Below are 18,644 nucleotides of genomic sequence, written 5' to 3' on the forward strand. Positions count from 1 at the left end.
TATATCCTTTTTATAGCGGGCTTAGCCGTTAACGACATCTACAGGGGCTTGGTCTTTTAGGTTTTGGTGGCCAGCAGTAACCACTTTTTCTTCACCTTGTAAGCCGCTTAACACTTCAATCATTTCGTCTTGTTCAAAGCCAGTTTCAATGTCGACTTTTGTGGCTATGTTGTCTTTAACAACAAAGACGCTATGTTGGTTGTCCATAGTGATAAGCGCACGTCGAGGAAGTAGCGTAGCGCTATTGTGGAGTGCGTACTCAAGGGCTACGTCAGTGAACATGCCCGCTTTTAATACGTGTTTTTCATTTGGCACCGCAAGGGTAACTTTAAATGTGCCAGTGGCCGCATCAATTACAGGGCTAATTCGCTCTACCGATGCTGTTAATGATTTATTGCCTAGTGCAGCAACAATAAGGGTGGCGGGTTGACCTACTGCTACATTTTGCAATTCGTTTTCAGGTAAGTACACCACGCCTTGTAAATTCTGCTGTTGCACAATATGGAACATGCGCTCTCGCTGGAAAGATTCAGTCAGGTTACCTACTTTGGCGTTTCGAGAAGCAATGAAACCGCTGATAGGCGCTGTAATTGTGGTTTCTTTTAAATCTAGTTCAGCAAGATGAACCGACGCTTTGGCTGATTCATATTGTGCGGTCAGTTTGTCGTAGGTATCTACACTGATAAGGTTTTTAGAATAGACTTTGTTTACCTTATCTAACTCACGCTCAAGACCGGTTAAATCTGCCTTTGCCTTGGCAAGATTAAGTTCATATCTGCGTTTATCTAATTGCGCGAGCACTTGGCCTTTTTCAACGTAGTCACCTTCTTCTACCACTATCTGTTCAATTATGCCGGACGCCCTTGCTACCACAAATGCTTCTTCTCTCGCTTCCAAAATGGCGGTAGTAGTATAAGTAGAGCTAATTGATCCCTTGGTTACCGTAGCGGCTTCTACCGGTATGGCTATCACCGCTTCAGCGATGTCTTCCGTTGGATTTATTGCATCGGCGTCGGTACACGCACCTAGCATTAAAGATAAAGAGAGTATGCCGCCAGTAAGGGACAGTGTGCGAAGCGAGTTAAACGAAGCGTCCATGGTCAAATACCTGATTGTTGTCGTTAATTATTAGAGTAATAACAGCTAACAGCAGCAACCATGCCAGTAAATGTAAGGAGATGTTTATTTGTTAGTAATCAGTAGGTTGTATTTATTTCCTGAGGGAAATGAAAAAGGGCTATCAATCACTGATAGCCTTTTACACTAATAGATGGTGTATTAGCCTAATTGTGTGTAGATTCAACTAAAGTATAGCTGGTGGTGATCTCCACGTTGCCCGTTAGCATCAACATAACTGAGCAGTATTTTTCAGTAGAAAGTTGTACTGCACGTGCCAATGCCTTCTCGGTCACGCTGCTAGCTACCACAGTGTAGTGGGCATGAATTTTCGTAAACACGCGAGGGGCGTCATCAGCGCGATCGGCTTCTAGTTCACATTCACAGCTTTCAATTTGGTGGCGGCCTTTTTTAAGAATGTCTACCACATCAATACTGGAGCAGGCGCCAACGGCTAATAATACTGACTCCATTGGTGATACCGCATTACCACTGCCGTCCATAACGGTTTTATACCCACTGTCGGTAGTACCGGTGAAAGTGAGGTCTTTATCCCATGAAACTTGTGCTTTCATTATACTTCCTAACTATTACTTGCTGCTTACGATTGGGTGAGACGAACGGCGTCTGCGCCAATGGTAATTTTCTTTTGCTTATACAATGCGCCTAATGCCTTTTTATACGCGGCTTTACTTACATTAAAATGTTGGTAAATGGCATCGGGCGGACTTTTGTCGGTTAACGTTGAAATGCCACCATGGGCTTCCAAATCATCTAAGATGGCTTGCTGCAAGGCATCTCGGGTTTCCTTATCATGACGCTGCAACACCACATCAATTTTGCCATCTTCACGGATGGTTTTGACTACGCCGTCGGTAGATTGGCCTACTTTAAGTGGTTTAAATGCATCGCTATGAAATATTAAGCCCAGGGCTCTTTCATTCAATACCACTTTAAAGCCTAAGTCTGACTTGGCATAAACCAAGCAACTTACATTTTCACCTTCGCTAAGATAGGCGCTGCCTTCTTTAAGGAAATAGTGCAAACGGGTTGCACCTAAAATTCGATTTGTTTTTTCATCAAAGAAAGCGTGAACAACGTAATACATGCCGGGATCTATAGGCGATTCTTGATAATCGGCGGGAATGAGTAAGTCGTTCTCTAGGCCCCAGTCGAAGAATGCACCGAAGTGGGTAGCCGAGACCGCTTTGAGTACCTTGGTTTCACCCACTTGTATGCGCGGTGGCTTCAAGGTAGCAAACAAATCGCCTCGTTGATCGGTAGCCACAAACACATCTAGGGTTTGCTCCACTTCCAGCGGCGTGGTTACTTCGTCGTGAGGTAAGGTTACAGTAGGCATATCTTCACTACTGTAGTCGGTTTCATCTACATTATCGGCAAGTGGTGCTAGCGCATAGCCAAACGGATATTCGGCGACCACTTTTAATGTATTAATTTTTCCAATATTTATCATTAACACTGACTTTTAAAAAAGAACAGGTAACATGATATCGGATTGAGGTTAAGAGCTAAACACTTATGAAGTTAAATTGCGATTTAGGTGAAAGTTTCGGTGCATGGCAAATGCCTGTAGACGCCGACATTATGAAATTTATTGACCAAGCTAACATTGCGTGCGGCTTTCATGCCGGTGATCCCGTAGTGATGAAACAAGCGCTGTATCTGGCTAAAAACAGTAATGTTGAAATAGGCGCGCATCCTTCTTATCCCGATTTACAAGGGTTTGGGCGTCGAAGTCTCGCTATGCCAATAAAAGAACTGATAGCCTGTGTTCAATATCAAGTTAGTGCATTGATGGGTATGGCCAGTATTGTTGGCGTGCCAGTGAGTTATGTGAAACCCCATGGAGCGTTATACAACGATATGATGCTTGACCCTCAAGTGCGTACCGCGGTCATGCAAGCTGTGGGGAGTATTAACAAAGGCCGGTTGGGGTTGATGGTGCAATCTCACGCACACAATGAAGCCTTGGTGCTTGAAGCACAAGAATATGGATTGACGTTAATATTCGAAGCGTTTTCAGATCGTCGCTATACCGATGAAGGTTTTTTGCAGCCCCGCTCACAAGAAGGCGCGGTGTTAACCGCCGCAGAAGCGCTAACCCAAGCGAAGCTTTTGATTGAAGATGGTGAAGTTGTCACCGTTAGCGGGCAAAGACTGCCATTGCAGGCTGACACACTGTGCGTACATGGCGATACCGCGGGTGCTGTCGAGATTGCACAACAAATTCGTGAATGCATGAAATAGGTGGCTCAAAGGTATAAGGAATTTACAAAGTAGAAGAAAACACCAAGTGATTTCATTTTTTACTTAATAAATCACGTAAATGCCTTAACGTCGCCATAATTTCACCCTTTTTATTAAGGATATTACTATGCATCCCTTTGGGGATATTAAGCAGATAGTACCTGCTGGCTTAGATGCCATACTTTTGTACTTCGCGGGCGACACGGTAGATGTTGCCAATGCGCGATGTCAGCATTGGTTGCATTCCATTACGAGCATGACGTTTCCATGGCTAAAAGAATGTGTTCCAGCCTACGACTCATTGCTGCTGGTTTTTGATGCTCATAAAGTGGATAGCCACTTTGTTTATCAGATGCTTCGCTCGCTAGCAGCACAAGATGCGAATATGAGTATCAATGGTACTGGCGGCATTAGCGCAAAAACTCATGAAATACCTGTGTGGTATGGGGCAGAGCCGGCTAACGACTTAGCGTTGGTAAGCCAAAAAACGGGGTTAAGTGAGCAGGATATTATTGATGCTCATATTAGCATGACTTACAAAGTTTACGCCGTGGGCTTTGCCCCTGGCTTTGCTTATATGGGGAATGTGCCCGAAACCTTACAGTGCGCTAGATTAGAAACGCCACGAAATAAGGTACCTAAAGGGGCAGTGGCGATTGCCGACGCGCAAACTGCTATTTACCCATCGTCATCGCCTGGTGGCTGGCACTTGTTAGGTTTATGCCCACTGAATTTAGTGGACACTAGCCATAACGCGCTTTTAAAAGTAGGTGACAATGTTAAGTTCGCGCCCATTTCAGAACAGGAATTCAGAGACTTGCATGAAGGTTAGTGTTGAACAAAATGGTTTGCTGAGCCTAATTATCGACAACGGTCGGCAAGGTAAACAGCACCAAGGCTTTTGTCAGTCAGGCCCTATGGATGAAGAAGCATATTGGTGGGCGAATTATTTGGCCGGTAACCAAGAAGGTACGCCCTGTATTGAAATTATAGGGTGCGCAAAATTTGTGTGTGATACCGATGCGCAAGTTGCTGCCACGGGTCGTAGTGTGGTTTGCCTAGTAAATGAACAGTCTGTTTCTCCATTTGAAACTATCTTTGTTAAAGCGGGTGATCGGGTATCTATTGACAGTGAACACATGGGCAGTAAGGCCTATCTTGCAATACACGGTCGGTGGCAAGTGCCTTCACCGCTAGGCAGTGCGAGCACGGTCTTGCGCGAAGGTATAGGCGGCCTTGAAAATAAAGGCGCGCCGTTAGGGGGTGGCGATACCATCAATATTGAAACCCCAACAATACAAAGTGCTCACAGGGCTTTAGCACCGAAGCACTGGCCGCAATACGACTTGAGTCAGCCCTTAGCGCTTATCTTAGGCTACCAAGAAGACAAGTTTAGCGCTTCTGAAAAAGGGCGTTTGTTTTTAAACGAGTATACGGTAACAACAAATATTAATCGTATGGGCTATCGACTGTCTGGTTCACCCATACATAGCAATATGACTAAAATGCGTTCTGAGGCTATACATATCGGTGCGATGCAAATTCCGCCCGACGGACAACCTATTGTGATGATGCGAGACAGACAAACCTTAGGCGGTTATCCAAAGCTTGGCAGTGTAAGTTTGCTTGATGTTAATCGTTTAGCGCAAGCCGTGCCGGGGGAAACTGTTACCTTCATGAGTCAGCATTACGATGATGCCCGCGCCGCATTTTTATTAAATTGGCAAAAACGATTTCGCCTTACAGGAGAATAAGAGTGACCATTGCATTTTTAAACGGCGAATTCATGCCGTTATCAGAAGCTAAAATTTCCCCCATGGACCGAGGCTTTTTATTCGGTGATGGTATTTACGAAGTTATTCCTACTTACCACGGTAAAGCGGTAGGGATGACCGGCCACTTAAGCAGAATGCGCGATGGCTTGGCGGCTATTTCTATTACTAACCCATACAGTGCACAGCAGTGGCAGCAAAATCTAGACGGGCTTATCGACGCCAATGCCAGCCATTTTCCAAGCGGAAACATTGGCGTGTATTTCCATATTAGTCGTGGAACGGACACCAAGCGTTATCATGCCTACCCGCAAAATATTACGCCTACCGTATTTGGTTTTGCCTTTGAAATTGCGCCAGCTCAACCGTTAGAAGCAGCCAATGTTAAGCCCTTTAAGGTGGCGCTTGAAGAAGACAAGCGCTGGCAGCGTTGCCATATCAAATCAACGTCATTGTTAGGTAATGTGATGCACTTTCAGGCGGGGGTAGATAGTGGTGTGCAAGAAACTATTCTGCACAACAGTGACGGTATTATCACTGAAGCGAGTTCTTGCAACGTGTTTATGGTAAAAGATAATGCCATTTTTACCCCACCATTAGATAACCAGCTGTTACCTGGAATTACTCGTCAAATAGCGTTAGAAGCATTTAACCGAGCGGGTTTGGCAGTAGAAGAAAAGTGGTTTACTAAGGAAGATTTATTCAATGCAGATGAAGTGTGGTTAACCTCTTCAAGCAAAGAAATTGCGCCTGTCGTTGAAGTTGATGGTAAAACTATTGGTAGCGGTGAAGTAGGGCAGATGTGGGAGAAAGCCATAAAGGCTTATCACAATTATAAGTTTGAGGCTTAGGCCTAGCGGCTAAAACTTAAAGGCTGGCTTACAATAACGTAATTTACATTGAAGGATAGGGAAGCGCATGCAGGCAAAAATACCTAAGCAGTTTCCCTAAATTTAATCTCATAGGGAAATACTTTACTTGTTTCTTTTACACTTTTACCTTCAATAATTGATATCAATGCGCGGGTGGCTAATTCAGCCATCTCTCTTCTCGGTGTGAATACCGTGGTAAGGGAAGGGTAAATAGCTTTCGCAAAACTTAAGTCATTGAAACCACATATATCGATGTCTTTTCCAGGTTTGATCCCCCTGCGATTACATTCCATTACGGCGCCCGCTGCAAGTTCATCACTCACGAAAAATACGGCATCTAAGTCTGGCCACTTGTGAAGCGATTCTGCAAGCAGTTCTGCGCCTGCTTGAAATGAGGCATCAGCGCGTGATTGAAGACACATATCATCTTGAAGACGTGCATTGTAAAGCGCTTGTTCCCAACCCCGCTTTCTAAGTACGGCACGCCAGTCTAGCTGCAGCGAACAAAATGCGATTTTCCTTCTGGCTTTCTCGTTTATCAAGTAGTCTGTCATTGCTTTTGCCGCATTGAAATGATCTACGCCATAGTTAATATCAAAAGTAGACTCCGACATATCCATAATTTCCGCCACCGGTGCATCGCTGGTTTTTAACATTCTTATGGTTTCGTCGGTATGACGACTAGAAGTGAGAATAAAACCTGAAACTGCTTGCTGAATATAAGATTCAACAATACGTTCCTCTCCCAATTCTGAATAGGTAGAGTCACCAATCATTAATGCATAGCCAAGTTCATCAGCAACCGTTTTTGCACCTGAAACTACCTCGTTAAAAACATTGTTTCCAAATGAAGGGAGTAGTAAGGCAAGCGTTTTATTGTTTTGTATAGATAAGCTCTGCGCGGCGCGGTTAGGAATGTAATTTAAATCCTTAGCCGCTTTCTTTATTTTCAGTGATAACGCTTTTGAGATGCTACTTGAATCTTTAAGGGCGCGAGAAACCGTAGTTTTGTGAATACCTAAATGTGCGGCGATGTCTGAAATGGTTGTGCGTTTTTTAATATTTTTCATAAGGTAGATTCATTTTTATTATTGTTGCACAGTTTACTTATTTCACTGTAATGGGGCGTTATACTCTCGTTTGAAAAGGCGTCAAATTTAGGGGCTATGAAGCATCTATCACTGAGCTGATAAACGTCTTGCATTTGGCCACCACCTCATCGATGCTTTGTGAAACATCCACAAAGAAAGCCTCATTTTTATTTGGTATTTCAAGGGTAGCAAACTGACTTTTGAGCATATCATCGCCCACAAAAAAATGCTGTCTTTGTTTAAGCCTTTGGCCAATGGTATCGGTAGAGGCATGTAAGTAGATGAACCTTACATTCGATTGAACGCTTTTAGCTAATGGATTTTTTTTCTCTTCAGCTTGCCTTCCTGTTAGCTCTTTATTAAGCCCTTCACTTAGCCCTTCACTTAGCCCTTCACATAATAATGCTCGGTAGGATGCTTTAAGCGCTGAACAAGAAATAATAGCGCTTCGATCATTCGCCAAATGATCTTTGGCTATTTTATTCAAATGCGTTAGCCAGTCCCATCTGTCGGCATCTTCTAACGGAATCCCAGCAGACATTTTTTCTACGCTAGCCACAGGGTGATAACTATCACCTTCCTCAAAAACAAGTCTCAGTTCAGAAGCCACACGCTCGCCGATAGTAGATTTCCCTGTGCCTGAAACGCCAGTAATAAAGAAAACGGTATTTGCAGTCATTTAACTACCTTTTTAACTCAATGCTAAGGAAAGTGCTCAACACTAGGATGACTTATTTAAAATAATCATAAGTTGGAAACCGGTTGCGTTCAAGGTTTCTTTATAATATTGTTACGGCGAATGCGTAATTTGTTAACGTGGTGTTGCGTAGAATAACAACGGGTTGCCTGGGTGTTCTCTGTTTACTAGATAATAAGAATTTTCATTACGTACTTCAGAATTTTACGAGCCGCTAACTGCAGGTTCAAGTACAGACTTAAGTGCAGGTTTATAGGGAAGAAACATGTCAGATACCTTTTCGCTTCTTTTTTTCGCCATAGTCAGCATTGTACTGCTGGCCTATTTGGTTATTGCTAGAAAAGTACATGCCTTTATTGCCATTATTATCGCAGCAGCTTTTGTAGGACTAGGCACGGGAATGGACGCCACAGAAGTGCTCAATTCCATGCAAAGTGGTATGGGAAATACACTTGGTTTTGTTGCTACCATAGTGGGGCTAGGCGCAATGTTCGGGCAATTCCTAGAAGAGTCGGGTGGTGTGGATAGATTAGCGCTAACCATCAAGCAGAAGTTCGGTGAAAAAAATAGCCAATGGGCACTGGTTATAACCGGTTTCCTTGTGGCGATACCGGTATTTTTTGAGGTAGGACTCATTATATTAATGCCGCTGATATATTCAATGGCGCAAAAAACCGGTAAGTCGTTAATTTATTATGGCATTCCTTTAGCAGCAGGGCTTGCGGTTACCCATGCCTTTATTCCCCCCACGCCAGGGCCTGTAGCCGTAGCATCTATATTAAATGCCGACATTGGACTAGTGATTTTATTTGGTTTTATCGTTGGCGTGCCATGTGCTTGTATTGCAGGCCCAATTTACGCTTCCTATATCGCCAAAAAAATCCAAGTGCCAGTGCCGGAACATATTAGAAATATCGAGGCTAGGCCAGTAGAAGCATTGCCCTCGTTTTCATTAGTGGCCGCTTTGTTATTCTTTCCTCTTGTTGTGATCCTCGTCGGGTCAATTGCGAAATTTGTGCTAGCCGACGGCATAGTAAAACAGGTATTTATTTTTGTTGGGCATCCTTTCATCGCACTCACCATCGCGACCTTGGCATGTTTTAAGTGGCTCGGAATAAACCAAGGCTTAAGCGCAGATCAAGTGAGAAATGTGGCATCGAAAGGGTTAGAGCCAGTTGCACTCGTGATATTAGTGACAGGTGCGGGTGGTATGTTCAAACAAGTATTAATCGATTCGGGGGCAGGTCAAGCCTTTGCCGATGTAGTGGCACTTTCACCCTTACCACCGCTAATGGCTGGGTTTCTTATTGCCATTTCCGTCAGGATTATTCAAGGCTCAGCTACCGTTGCAATGTTAACGGCTGCTGGTCTGATGGCTCCCGTTGTTAATGCTTTGTCGTTATCACCGTCTTTATTAGCGCTAATGACCATCTCTATTGCTGCCGGAGCTACAGCAATGTCGCATGTAAACGATACGGGGTTTTGGATAATTAACCGCTATTTCGATATTTCGGTAAAAACCACCTTAATATCCTGGACGTGCATGGCCACTATTATTGGCGTTGTGGGGCTAATGCTAACCCTACTCTTAGCGATGTTCGTTTAATACGTACTCGTCTATAGCTACACATAGTAAACCTTGGTTTTAGAGCGCTTACTAGAAACTCATTTTTATGACTACTTATTATATTTATTGAAGAAACCGGTTTCCATTCTTGGTTGCAGTTATAATTGTGGTATGTGTATTTTGTTGAAGCTAGTCAGAAAGGGCTCTATTTTAAATGCTACGGTAGGGCGAAAATTGATAGACGCTATACGCTATTTGAGGGCGAACTAGGAGGTGAATATGCGGTGCTACTATGCGGTAATACTATGCGGTAATACTATGCGGTATTACTATGCAGTACTGGCGTTTATAACAAAAAGCCCTTCAATTCACATTAAAGGGCTTTTGCTAAACAGAAGTGCTTTGCGGTAACTAATCGTTACCTTCGCAATTTCCATCTGTACATTCACCATAAAGATACAAACTATGATGTGTAAGCTTGATATTGTGCTTCTTCGCAATCATGTCTTGGCGCTGCTCGATAATATCGTCTTCAAACTCAATTACCTTGCCACATTTTAGGCATACTAAGTGATCGTGATGTTCTTTGTGGCTTATTTCAAAAACTGATTTGCCACCTTCAAAATGATGGCGATTCAAGATACCCGCATCATCGAATTGGTTTAGTACGCGATAAACTGTTGCAAGGCCAATCTCTTCCTCTTGCTCGATCAGAATCTTATACACGTCCTCTGCACTGATGTGTTGATTTTGAGGTTCTTGCAAAATTTGCAAAATCTTTAGACGTGGCAGGGTTACTTTTAAACCTGCTTTTTTAAGTTCTTTATTCTGATCCATTACAACCTACTGAGAACGAGATGTTTATCAATGGAGCTATTATAGGTAACTCGTCAGGATTTAAAAGTAAAACTACTGTTTCTTGTTCGGTACGATGGAAATTCGAACGAATTAGAATTTTTTATTGAAGTGGCATCTTGTCGACTATTTTGTTTTTTGAGGACAGACCAGTTTGTAAGTGTCAGTTATTGTTAATAATTAATAGCATCTATTTAAACTCTGAGTGCATATTTTTAACATTCTGTTAAACTTGTAGTAATAATGGTAAAACGAGGTTGGTACGTAGATTTCATCGCGTGCTTAGAATTATGCCAATGCAATTAACGGTTATAAATAAAATAAAACTAGGTTTTGGCCTTTTTGGTTGTTTGTTACTCATCACAAGTATTCTTTCTTATTTCGGTTTAAACGACATTAGACGTTCAGCAGAAGACGTGGTTGAGCGGAAAATGCCAGCTCAAACCAGTATGCTTAAAGTCAAAACCGAGATCCTATCTTTATCTGTGGTTACGGCAAATGGCTTTCACGAAAATACACCCAGCGCGTTGGCCCAAAATCAACAAAAGTTTAAAACGCTATCAGACGAGTTTGTGCAGGATCTCAAGAACCTAACTATTATTCTTCCTAGCAATCCAATTGCGGTAGAAGCGGTAAATGCAAGTTTAGCCTACGTAGAAAATAGTCATGATATGTATGCAGCATTAGCGCAGCGAATCACGATAGAACGCGCGTTGGGCGAAAAATTGAGTGAAGTAATGAGCGAGGCAGATGAAGCAAGCGCCTTAATGCTGGATTTGTCTTACTTAGAGTCAGACAGTCCAAGCCTAGACACATTAATTGGTGCAGGGACGAATATCGATAACAAGCTGCTTACCACCACAGATTCTTTTAGCGAACTTGCCGCCAGTATAGATGCACAAGAAACGGCCAATATAATTGACGATATTAAATATCAAATCAGTAATATTACGGTAGATAAAGATTACTTAAACCGCCTTGCACTTGATATTGATGATGGGGGCACGGTAGCTGCTTTCAATGAACAATTTGCTTTACTCATTGAAAACGTAAACGGCACCAACGGTTTGGTGGCGCTACAACAACAAAAGTTAAATGAAATAGCCGTAGCTCAAGCGAAAAAAGACGAAGCATTAACGGCGTTGCAGGTGGCGTTAAGCAGCATTAATACATTATTTGATAGTGTGCAGTCTGAATCAATTGAGGGTCAAAATGCGATTTTGGAATCTGTGCAAACCAACTTAGTTAAAAACTTTGTTGTGGCAGTGATTGGCCTGATTGCAGCCATTACGTTAGGTGTGCTGGCGACCCGAAGCATCTCTACGCCCCTTGGAAGAATTAATGAAGGGTTAACTCAACTGAGTAAAGGGGATTTAAGCCACACGCTACCTGAAATAGGGAATGATGAATTCACGGCGCTTTCCGTCAAAGTGAATAGTTTAACCAATAGTTTGCGAGAGTTAGTGGGGAATATTTTAGAACAAGAAAAACGCTTAATTACCATTACTAAAGAAAGCGTCGCCTTAGGTGAAAAAAGCTTACAAGGTGTGGATGAACAACGTAAACAAGTCACGGTAATTTCTACTAATACCCAAGATGTGCAAAACACGAGTCGTAGCAATTTAAGCCAAATTAATGATGCTATGGAAGCGCTGCATACCGTGACCGCACAAAGCGAAGAAATTAGTGTGCTAGTTGCCCAAAACCGCAGTCAGGTAGACAGCCAAGCCCGACAGGCTGAAGCATCCGCAGATATTATAAATCGTTTAGATGGACACTCACGCAGCATTGGCAGCATTCTTGACGTTATAAAAACCATTGCTGAGCAAACCAATTTATTAGCACTTAACGCAGCAATTGAAGCCGCTAGGGCAGGAGAGCAAGGCAGAGGTTTCGCCGTAGTCGCTGATGAAGTGCGCACCTTGGCAAATCGTACACATAACTCGACCGAAGAAATCGAGTCTATGATAGGCAACCTTCAAAAAGATGCTGAGAAAGCGGTAAAAGCCATAAATGCGGGCAGGGAACAAGCCCAAGAAGGGGTGGAAATTACGCAACAAGTATCTCAGCAGGTTGAAAGTATTCGAGAAATTATTGCTCGTTTAAGCCAAATAAATGAGCATATTGTTACAGATACTCAGCAACAAGATGTATTACTGGCAGATGTAGCCTCAAGCTTAAATACCATTGTTGCTCTGGCTGACTCCAGTGCTCAGAGTACCCGCCAAGCCAATGAGTCGACTATGATGCTAGATGCGCAAACTGACAGCCTTAGAAAAGCGGTGGAGCGTTTTCAGCTTTAACTTTTTTTGTGGTGTGAATATCGCAACAAATAATAACGCAAACAAAAACGCCGCTAACAAAAGCGGCGTTTTTATTACTAATAAGCATGAAGCTTGTGAACTAGGCTAATTCAGATAAACACAGTTCGTCATGAATTTGCTTACACCAAGACTTTACACGTGATTCGGTAAGCTCTGGTTGACGGTCTTCATCAATGCCTAAGCCTACAAAGTGGTTGTCGTCTGCCATACCTTTAGAGGCTTCGAAATCGTAACTTTCGGTAGGCCATTGTCCTACTAAAATGGCACCACGGCCTTCAACGATATCGCGAACCATACCCATAGCATCAAGGAAATATTCTGCATAATCTTCCTGATCGCCACAGCCAAAAATAGCTACCAGCTTGTCGGTAAAATCAATGTCTTCTAATTCTGGGAAGAAATCATCCCAGTCACATTGCGCTTCACCGTAGTACCAAGTAGGGATCCCGAAAATAAGCAAATCAAACTCTGCTATATCTTCTTTGCTGCTCTTGGCAATGTCTTTTACATCAATTAGCTGTTTACCCAGTTCCTTCTGGATCATTTTCGCAACATGTTCGGTATTACCGGTGTCACTTCCGAAAAACAGGCCAACGCTTGCCATATCAAACCTCTATTATTCGTTACTAGTTACTATACACCTGTGCTTAGCCAGAACCATTCAATGATTCCTTTTGCTAGGAAACCAATGGCCCCTAAGCCTAATACCCCATAAGTCACAACACGCCCAATTAACGGCACGTTATTTTTTGATAGGACATCGTGTACCGCAAAGCTCATCAATACAAATAGTATAAATAAACCGCCGTACAGCATGATGGATTCAATTAGCTCAAAGTTTTCTGCAAGCATAGTGTCTTTATTGGAAAAAATCTGGCGCAACTATATCACAGTATATACGCCTAGCAGAGTCAAAAAGGGTCAAAAAAAAGTAATAATAGGCATTCGCATCTTAGATAACGCTAACTTGCCGTCTTTTCTAATGTGCGAGCCACAATTGCATTGAAAACACTTGGTTTCTCAGCATGTAGCCAGTGTCCTGTACCCTCAATAATGTGGGCTTTGGCACTAGGGAAATATTTCGCAATTTCCTTCCTATAAGAATTATTAATGTAATCTGATTCAGCACCTTTAATAAACAAGGTTATCCCATGAAAGGTCAAATTACTTTGAGGCCAATCAAGTATTCGTGAATAACTGGCAATTAATCCATCGACATTGAAACGCCATTTCCACTCGTCGCTGTCAGTTTGGTACAAGCTTTTAAGTAAAAACTGCTGTACACCAGGCTCTTTAACGTATTCAGAAAGAGCGGCTTGTGCCTCTTTCCTATCACTTATCGCGTCAAGTGGGACGTTTTTAAGGCCATCGAACACTGCTTGATGACTATGTGAATATTTCACGGGGGCAATATCTGCCACAATTAAATGGCTAACACGGTCAGGGTTCAATAACGCAAATTGCATTACCATTTTACCGCCTAAGGAATGGCCTAAAAAAGCCGCTTTATCAATCTGGTAATTATCGAGTATTTCAACAACTCCCGTTACCGCAGCTTCCAACGTAAACCCGTTAGTCCAAGGGGATTGTCCGTGATCAGGTAAATCAATACTAATAATATTGTAGGTGCTTTCAAAGTGACGCTTAACGCCTGCTAAGTTATCAGCACTGCCAAACAAACCATGAACTAACACTAACCATGGAGAATCTTTTTGGGCTTCGGATAATTTGAAATGCAAAGACACTTTATACCCTATTAAAAATAGTAATTAAGACTAGTAGTGGGGGAGAATTTAAAAATGACAAGAGATAGAAAGAAGGGGTAGCAGTAAATTTATTCACCGCTAGCCCATTTTATAGCACAAGTACTATGCGTTTACTGAATAGTCTTCCAACGACTTTCCGCTTTCAAGAGCTTCTTTATATACGCGAGGCATACGACCGATGCCTGTCCAAGGGTGGGTAACACCTTCGCTATCTGTTAATTTATATTTAACAGGGCGCTTTTTACCTACCTTTTTAGGGGCCTCTTCATTTAATGATTGTAAGTCTTCGAAATTTAAACCCGCTTCTTCCATTTGTTTTTTAATTTCTTCAAGCTTGGCGCGTTTTTCTTGACCAACTTTTTCTTCTTCAAGCGCTTTTTCTTTTCTTTTATCAATAATATTTGCAAGTTTTTCTTGCACTGTTTCTAGCTCTTGAATGCTTAATTCCTTTACAGCACCTTGTAAACGTCTTCCATGGGTTAAAATATCTAAAAATTCGTTCATTTAATAACCTTTGCGTTTCGTAGTGGATTTTTCAGGCGAATCATAATTAAATTTAGCACAAAAAAAAAGCGGAGAAAGTCCGCTTTTTAATTTTTTAAGATAAATGGCTTTAAATTACATATTTGGGTAATTTGGTCCGCCGGCACCTTCAGGCACAACCCAACGAATATTCTGTGAAGGATCTTTAATATCACACGTTTTACAATGCACGCAGTTTTGCGCATTAATTTGAAAACGCTTAGACCCTTCCTCTTCAATAATTTCGTACACCCCAGCAGGGCAGTAGCGCTGTGCAGGCTCTGCATATTTAGGGAAATTAACTTCTAGTGGAATAGAAGCATCTTTTAATTGTAAATGACAAGGCTGCTCTTCTTCATGGTTTGTATTTGATAAAAATACTGAAGAAAGCTTATCAAAACTTAAAACGCCGTCCGGTTTAGGATAGCTAATTTCTTTAGCATCAGAGGCCAAATCAAGTTGAGCATAGTCTTTATGTTCGTCTTTCATGGTGAAAAATAAATTACCATTAAAGAAGTTCTGCTCAAGCGTATTAAATGCGCCCCCCCAGAAATTACCTAATTTATGAATAGCCGGTCCGAAATTACGTGAACGGAATAATTCATCATATACCCACGAATTTTTAAATTTATCGGTATAGCCAGTTAATTCACTTTCAGGGGCTTCTGCATTCTTCGCTAAAGCTTCAATAATAGACTCAGCAGCTAGCATGCCTGATTTCATAGCCGTGTGATTACCTTTGATTTTCGCAAAGTTAAGCGTACCTGCTTCACAACCTACTAATATGCCACCGGGGAACGTCATTTTAGGTAAAGAATTAAAGCCACCTTTTGCAATTGCACGGGCACCATAAGAAACACGCTTACCGCCTTCTAAATATTGTTTAAAGACAGGATGGTGTTTTAATTGTTGGAATTCATCAAACGGGCTTAAGTACGGGTTGCTGTAGTTCAAATCGACGATAAGGCCTACGAATACCTGATTATCTTCTGCATGGTATAAATAACTACCACCAGTTGCGTCATTTAGCGGCCAACCAGCACTATGTACGACTAGACCAGGCTGATGTTTAGCAGGGTCGATATCCCAAATTTCTTTGAAGCCTATTGCGTAATGTTGTGGCGAAGCGTCTTTATCAAGTGAGAAGTGCTCGATAAGATCTTTACCTAAATGCCCACGGCAACCTTCTGCAAATACGGTGTATTTCGCTCGAAGTTCCATGCCCGGCATATAGCCATCTTTGGGTTGGCCATCTGCGCCAACACCCATGTCACCCGTTAATACACCACCAACACTGCCGTCGTCATTATAAATGACCTCTGAAGCGGCGAAGCCAGGGAAAACTTCTACACCCAGTTGTTCCGCTTGTTCAGCTAACCAACGACAGACGTTACCCATCGACACAATGTAGTTACCATCGTTGTGCATGGTTTTAGGGGTAATCGCGTTTGGTAGGCGTTTTGATGATGATTCACTATTCAATAAATAAATATGATCTTCGGTCACTGGGGTGTTCAAAGGTGCGCCTTTTTCCTTCCAATCTGGAAAAAGTTCGTTCATTGCTCTAGGCTCAAATACCGCACCTGAGAGAATATGTGCACCCACTTCAGAGCCTTTTTCGACAACACAGACCATGAGTTCTTGGTTGTTTTCATTGGCAAGCTGCATAAGCTTGCAGGCGGTTGATAGTCCAGCTGGGCCGGCACCGACGATGACTACGTCAAACTCCATCGATTCTCGTTCCACGGGTGGCTCCTTATGTTCGATTTTTTATAGTGCACTATTGATGAAACAAATAATGCGATGTGTCAAAAACATGTAAATTAATTGTCGTCCTGAAAGGTAATCTAGGTTGACGTTTACGTCAACAGTAAGTACATTGCAGGGAGTTTACGTTAACGTTAACTAGCAGCACAAATACTGTGCAAGTAAACGTGGTGTTAATGATATTTTGGGTCTAGCCTTTTGAAAATGTCTTCGCCGTAACGCAAAGTTAGCGTAAAGCACATTGTTTAAGTTTCAGAATGCGTGGTGAAGTAACGCTGTTTCCTTAACCGCTTATTAGCATGGAATAGCAACATACACCGACGAACTCAACAATTGAGGTAAATATGAAAATACTCGTCCCGGTCAAACGCGCGATCGATTATAACGTTAAAGTAAGAGTGAAGGCCGATAACTCTGGCGTTGATCTTACTAACGCTAAAATGGCCATTAACCCTTTTTGCGAAATTGCTGTTGAAGAAGCAGTAAGACTAAAAGAGAAAGGGATAGCGACAGAAATCGTCGTGGTTTCTATTGGCGATAAAAGCTGCCAAGAACAAATTCGTACTGCGTTAGCACTAGGCGCTGACCGCGGTATTCAAATTGATACAGACCAAAACCTAGATTCGCTTCAAGTGGCTAAGCTTCTTGCTAAAGTTGTTGAAGAAGAACAGCCTCAGTTGGTGGTGTTAGGTAAACAAAGTATCGATTCAGACAATAACCAAACCGGGCAAATGCTTGCTGCATTAACCGGTATGCCTCAAGGCACCTTTGCATCAGAAGTAGCGGTAGACGGAACAAGCGTTAACGTTACCCGTGAAGTTGATGGCGGTCTACAAACCGTTGCCTTAACGTTACCAGCCGTTGTGACTACCGATTTACGTTTGAACGAACCTCGCTATGCTTCGCTGCCAAACATTATGAAAGCGAAACGTAAGCCACTGGATGTTAAACCAGCTGCTGACTTCGGTGTGGCACTTGAATCTAACGTTAAAGTTCTCAAAGTAACGCCACCGCCTCAACGTGAAGGTGGAGTGAAAGTGGCGGATGTTGCTGAGTTGGTCGAAAAACTTAAGAATGAAGCAAAGGTGATCTCATGACAGTTCTTGTATATGCCGAGCACGACAATGCTAGCTTGAAGTCAGAAACTGCAAAAATGGTTCATGCTGCAGCAAAAATGGGCGGTGACATTCATGTGCTTGTAGCGGGTGAAGGTTGTCAGGCTGTTGCTGACAGTGCTGCGCAAATTGACGGCGTAAGCAAAGTATTGCTTATCGACAATGCAGTTTACAAATATCAGCTTGCTGAAAACGTTGCCGATCTTGTGTTATCACTTGCTGATGATTACAGCCACCTATTAGCGGCCGCTACTACAACAGGCAAGAACTTCATGCCTCGTGTAGCTGCACTTTTAGATGTTGCTCAAATTTCTGACATCATTGGTGTTGAAAGCGAAGATACCTTTATCAGACCTATTTATGCTGGTAACGCTATTGCGACAGTACAATCGTCTGATAGCAAAAAAGTGATCACTGTGCGTGCCGCTTCTTTTGATGCTGCAACAACAGGTGGAAGCGCTGAAGTAACGACACTAGATGTGGTTAAAGAAAGCGAAAAATCTAGCTTCGTCTCTGAAGAGCTTACTGAGTCTGAGCGCCCTGAGCTAACGGCTGCTGAAGTGGTTATCTCTGGTGGTCGTGGTATGCAAAATGGCGAAAACTTCAAGTTACTTGAAGGTATTGCTGACAAACTTGGTGCTGCTATTGGTGCATCACGTGCTGCAGTTGATGCGGGCTTTGTACCAAATGACATGCAGGTAGGCCAAACCGGTAAAATCGTTGCACCGCAGCTGTATATTGCTGTAGGTATTTCTGGTGCTATTCAGCATCTTGCCGGTATGAAAGACTCGAAAGTCATTGTTGCTATCAACAAAGACGAAGAAGCGCCTATTTTCCAAGTAGCGGATTATGGCCTTGTTGGCGATTTATTTGATGTGTTACCTGAACTAGAAAACACGTTATAAAAAACGC

Annotated in this window: 19 protein-coding genes; 8 read left to right on the plus strand and 11 right to left on the minus strand. The window is 42.6% G+C overall.

The features are described from left to right. Positions 1 to 21: 21 nt before the first annotated feature. From AAC006_RS09760 to AAC006_RS09770, 3 genes are all read right to left on the minus strand, one after another. Positions 22 to 1,098, minus strand: coding sequence for an efflux RND transporter periplasmic adaptor subunit (locus tag AAC006_RS09760; RefSeq protein ID WP_126873573.1), 1,077 nt, complete (start codon positions 1,096 to 1,098; stop codon positions 22 to 24). Positions 1,099 to 1,283: 185 nt separating this feature from the next. Further along, a complete protein-coding gene (locus AAC006_RS09765; RefSeq protein WP_126873572.1) occupies positions 1,284 to 1,691 on the minus strand; it encodes an OsmC family protein in 408 nt (135 codons plus the stop codon). Between the two features lie 26 nt (positions 1,692 to 1,717). After that, entirely contained in the window at positions 1,718 to 2,590 is an 873-nt protein-coding gene (locus tag AAC006_RS09770) for a S1-like domain-containing RNA-binding protein (protein ID WP_126873571.1), read from the minus strand. Between the two features lie 65 nt (positions 2,591 to 2,655). Between AAC006_RS09770 and AAC006_RS09775 the strand changes: the two genes are divergently transcribed. From AAC006_RS09775 to AAC006_RS09790, 4 genes are all read left to right on the plus strand, one after another. Then, positions 2,656 to 3,384: a 5-oxoprolinase subunit PxpA gene (locus AAC006_RS09775; protein ID WP_126873570.1), complete on the plus strand. Its 729-nt coding sequence runs from the start codon at positions 2,656 to 2,658 to the stop codon at positions 3,382 to 3,384. 127 nt (positions 3,385 to 3,511) lie between these two features. Further along, complete coding sequence (locus tag AAC006_RS09780; RefSeq protein WP_126873569.1) at positions 3,512 to 4,216, plus strand: carboxyltransferase domain-containing protein; 705 nt, start codon at positions 3,512 to 3,514, stop codon at positions 4,214 to 4,216. After that, a complete protein-coding gene (locus tag AAC006_RS09785) occupies positions 4,206 to 5,138 on the plus strand; it encodes a biotin-dependent carboxyltransferase family protein (RefSeq protein WP_126873567.1) in 933 nt (310 codons plus the stop codon). Before AAC006_RS09780 ends, AAC006_RS09785 begins: the two co-directional genes overlap by 11 nt. Positions 5,139 to 5,140: 2 nt before the next feature. Beyond that, the gene (locus AAC006_RS09790) at positions 5,141 to 6,007 is read left to right on the plus strand and encodes a D-amino acid aminotransferase (protein ID WP_126873566.1); all 867 of its coding nucleotides are present in this window, start codon (positions 5,141 to 5,143) and stop codon (positions 6,005 to 6,007) included. A gap of 83 nt (positions 6,008 to 6,090) precedes the next feature. On the opposite strand, the gene AAC006_RS09795 is transcribed toward AAC006_RS09790, so the two are convergent. Together AAC006_RS09795 and AAC006_RS09800 are read right to left on the minus strand one after the other, a co-directional pair. After that, positions 6,091 to 7,098 (minus strand): LacI family DNA-binding transcriptional regulator, encoded by a 1,008-nt coding sequence (locus tag AAC006_RS09795; RefSeq protein ID WP_126873565.1) that lies wholly within the window; start codon positions 7,096 to 7,098, stop codon positions 6,091 to 6,093. Between the two features lie 94 nt (positions 7,099 to 7,192). After that, positions 7,193 to 7,798, minus strand: coding sequence for an AAA family ATPase (locus AAC006_RS09800; RefSeq protein WP_126873564.1), 606 nt, complete (start codon positions 7,796 to 7,798; stop codon positions 7,193 to 7,195). A gap of 283 nt (positions 7,799 to 8,081) precedes the next feature. On the opposite strand from AAC006_RS09800, the gene AAC006_RS09805 reads away from it, so the two are divergent. Then, positions 8,082 to 9,422: a gluconate:H+ symporter gene (locus tag AAC006_RS09805; RefSeq protein WP_126873562.1), complete on the plus strand. Its 1,341-nt coding sequence runs from the start codon at positions 8,082 to 8,084 to the stop codon at positions 9,420 to 9,422. A 372-nt stretch (positions 9,423 to 9,794) separates the two neighbouring features. Here the strand turns inward: AAC006_RS09805 and fur are convergent, their stop codons facing one another. Then, positions 9,795 to 10,220, minus strand: a complete 426-nt coding sequence (gene fur / locus AAC006_RS09810) for a ferric iron uptake transcriptional regulator (RefSeq protein ID WP_057792126.1) — start codon at positions 10,218 to 10,220, stop codon at positions 9,795 to 9,797. A gap of 314 nt (positions 10,221 to 10,534) precedes the next feature. Between fur and AAC006_RS09815 the strand changes: the two genes are divergently transcribed. Beyond that, positions 10,535 to 12,541: a methyl-accepting chemotaxis protein gene (locus AAC006_RS09815; protein WP_126873560.1), complete on the plus strand. Its 2,007-nt coding sequence runs from the start codon at positions 10,535 to 10,537 to the stop codon at positions 12,539 to 12,541. A gap of 100 nt (positions 12,542 to 12,641) precedes the next feature. Here the strand turns inward: AAC006_RS09815 and fldA are convergent, their stop codons facing one another. The 5 genes from fldA to AAC006_RS09840 form a co-directional block, all read right to left on the minus strand. Then, positions 12,642 to 13,166: a flavodoxin FldA gene (gene fldA, locus AAC006_RS09820; protein WP_013784294.1), complete on the minus strand. Its 525-nt coding sequence runs from the start codon at positions 13,164 to 13,166 to the stop codon at positions 12,642 to 12,644. Positions 13,167 to 13,195: 29 nt separating this feature from the next. Continuing rightward, positions 13,196 to 13,414, minus strand: a complete 219-nt coding sequence (locus AAC006_RS09825; protein WP_013784293.1) for a DUF2788 domain-containing protein — start codon at positions 13,412 to 13,414, stop codon at positions 13,196 to 13,198. A gap of 110 nt (positions 13,415 to 13,524) precedes the next feature. After that, positions 13,525 to 14,307, minus strand: a complete 783-nt coding sequence (locus AAC006_RS09830) for an alpha/beta fold hydrolase (RefSeq protein ID WP_126873558.1) — start codon at positions 14,305 to 14,307, stop codon at positions 13,525 to 13,527. A 123-nt stretch (positions 14,308 to 14,430) separates the two neighbouring features. Next, positions 14,431 to 14,832 (minus strand): H-NS family nucleoid-associated regulatory protein, encoded by a 402-nt coding sequence (locus AAC006_RS09835; RefSeq protein WP_126873556.1) that lies wholly within the window; start codon positions 14,830 to 14,832, stop codon positions 14,431 to 14,433. 114 nt (positions 14,833 to 14,946) lie between these two features. Continuing rightward, a complete protein-coding gene (locus AAC006_RS09840) occupies positions 14,947 to 16,596 on the minus strand; it encodes an electron transfer flavoprotein-ubiquinone oxidoreductase (protein ID WP_126873555.1) in 1,650 nt (549 codons plus the stop codon). 365 nt (positions 16,597 to 16,961) lie between these two features. Here AAC006_RS09840 and AAC006_RS09845 point away from each other — a divergent pair, with 365 nt between their 5' ends. Then, positions 16,962 to 17,714, plus strand: coding sequence for an electron transfer flavoprotein subunit beta/FixA family protein (locus AAC006_RS09845; RefSeq protein WP_126873553.1), 753 nt, complete (start codon positions 16,962 to 16,964; stop codon positions 17,712 to 17,714). Next, positions 17,711 to 18,637 (plus strand): FAD-binding protein, encoded by a 927-nt coding sequence (locus AAC006_RS09850; RefSeq protein ID WP_013784288.1) that lies wholly within the window; start codon positions 17,711 to 17,713, stop codon positions 18,635 to 18,637. Before AAC006_RS09845 ends, AAC006_RS09850 begins: the two co-directional genes overlap by 4 nt. The last annotated feature ends 7 nt before the right edge of the window (positions 18,638 to 18,644 follow it).

The sequence above is a fragment of the uncultured Alteromonas sp. genome, assembly GCF_963976965.1.
In the GTDB taxonomy this organism is placed as follows: domain Bacteria; phylum Pseudomonadota; class Gammaproteobacteria; order Enterobacterales; family Alteromonadaceae; genus Alteromonas; species Alteromonas naphthalenivorans.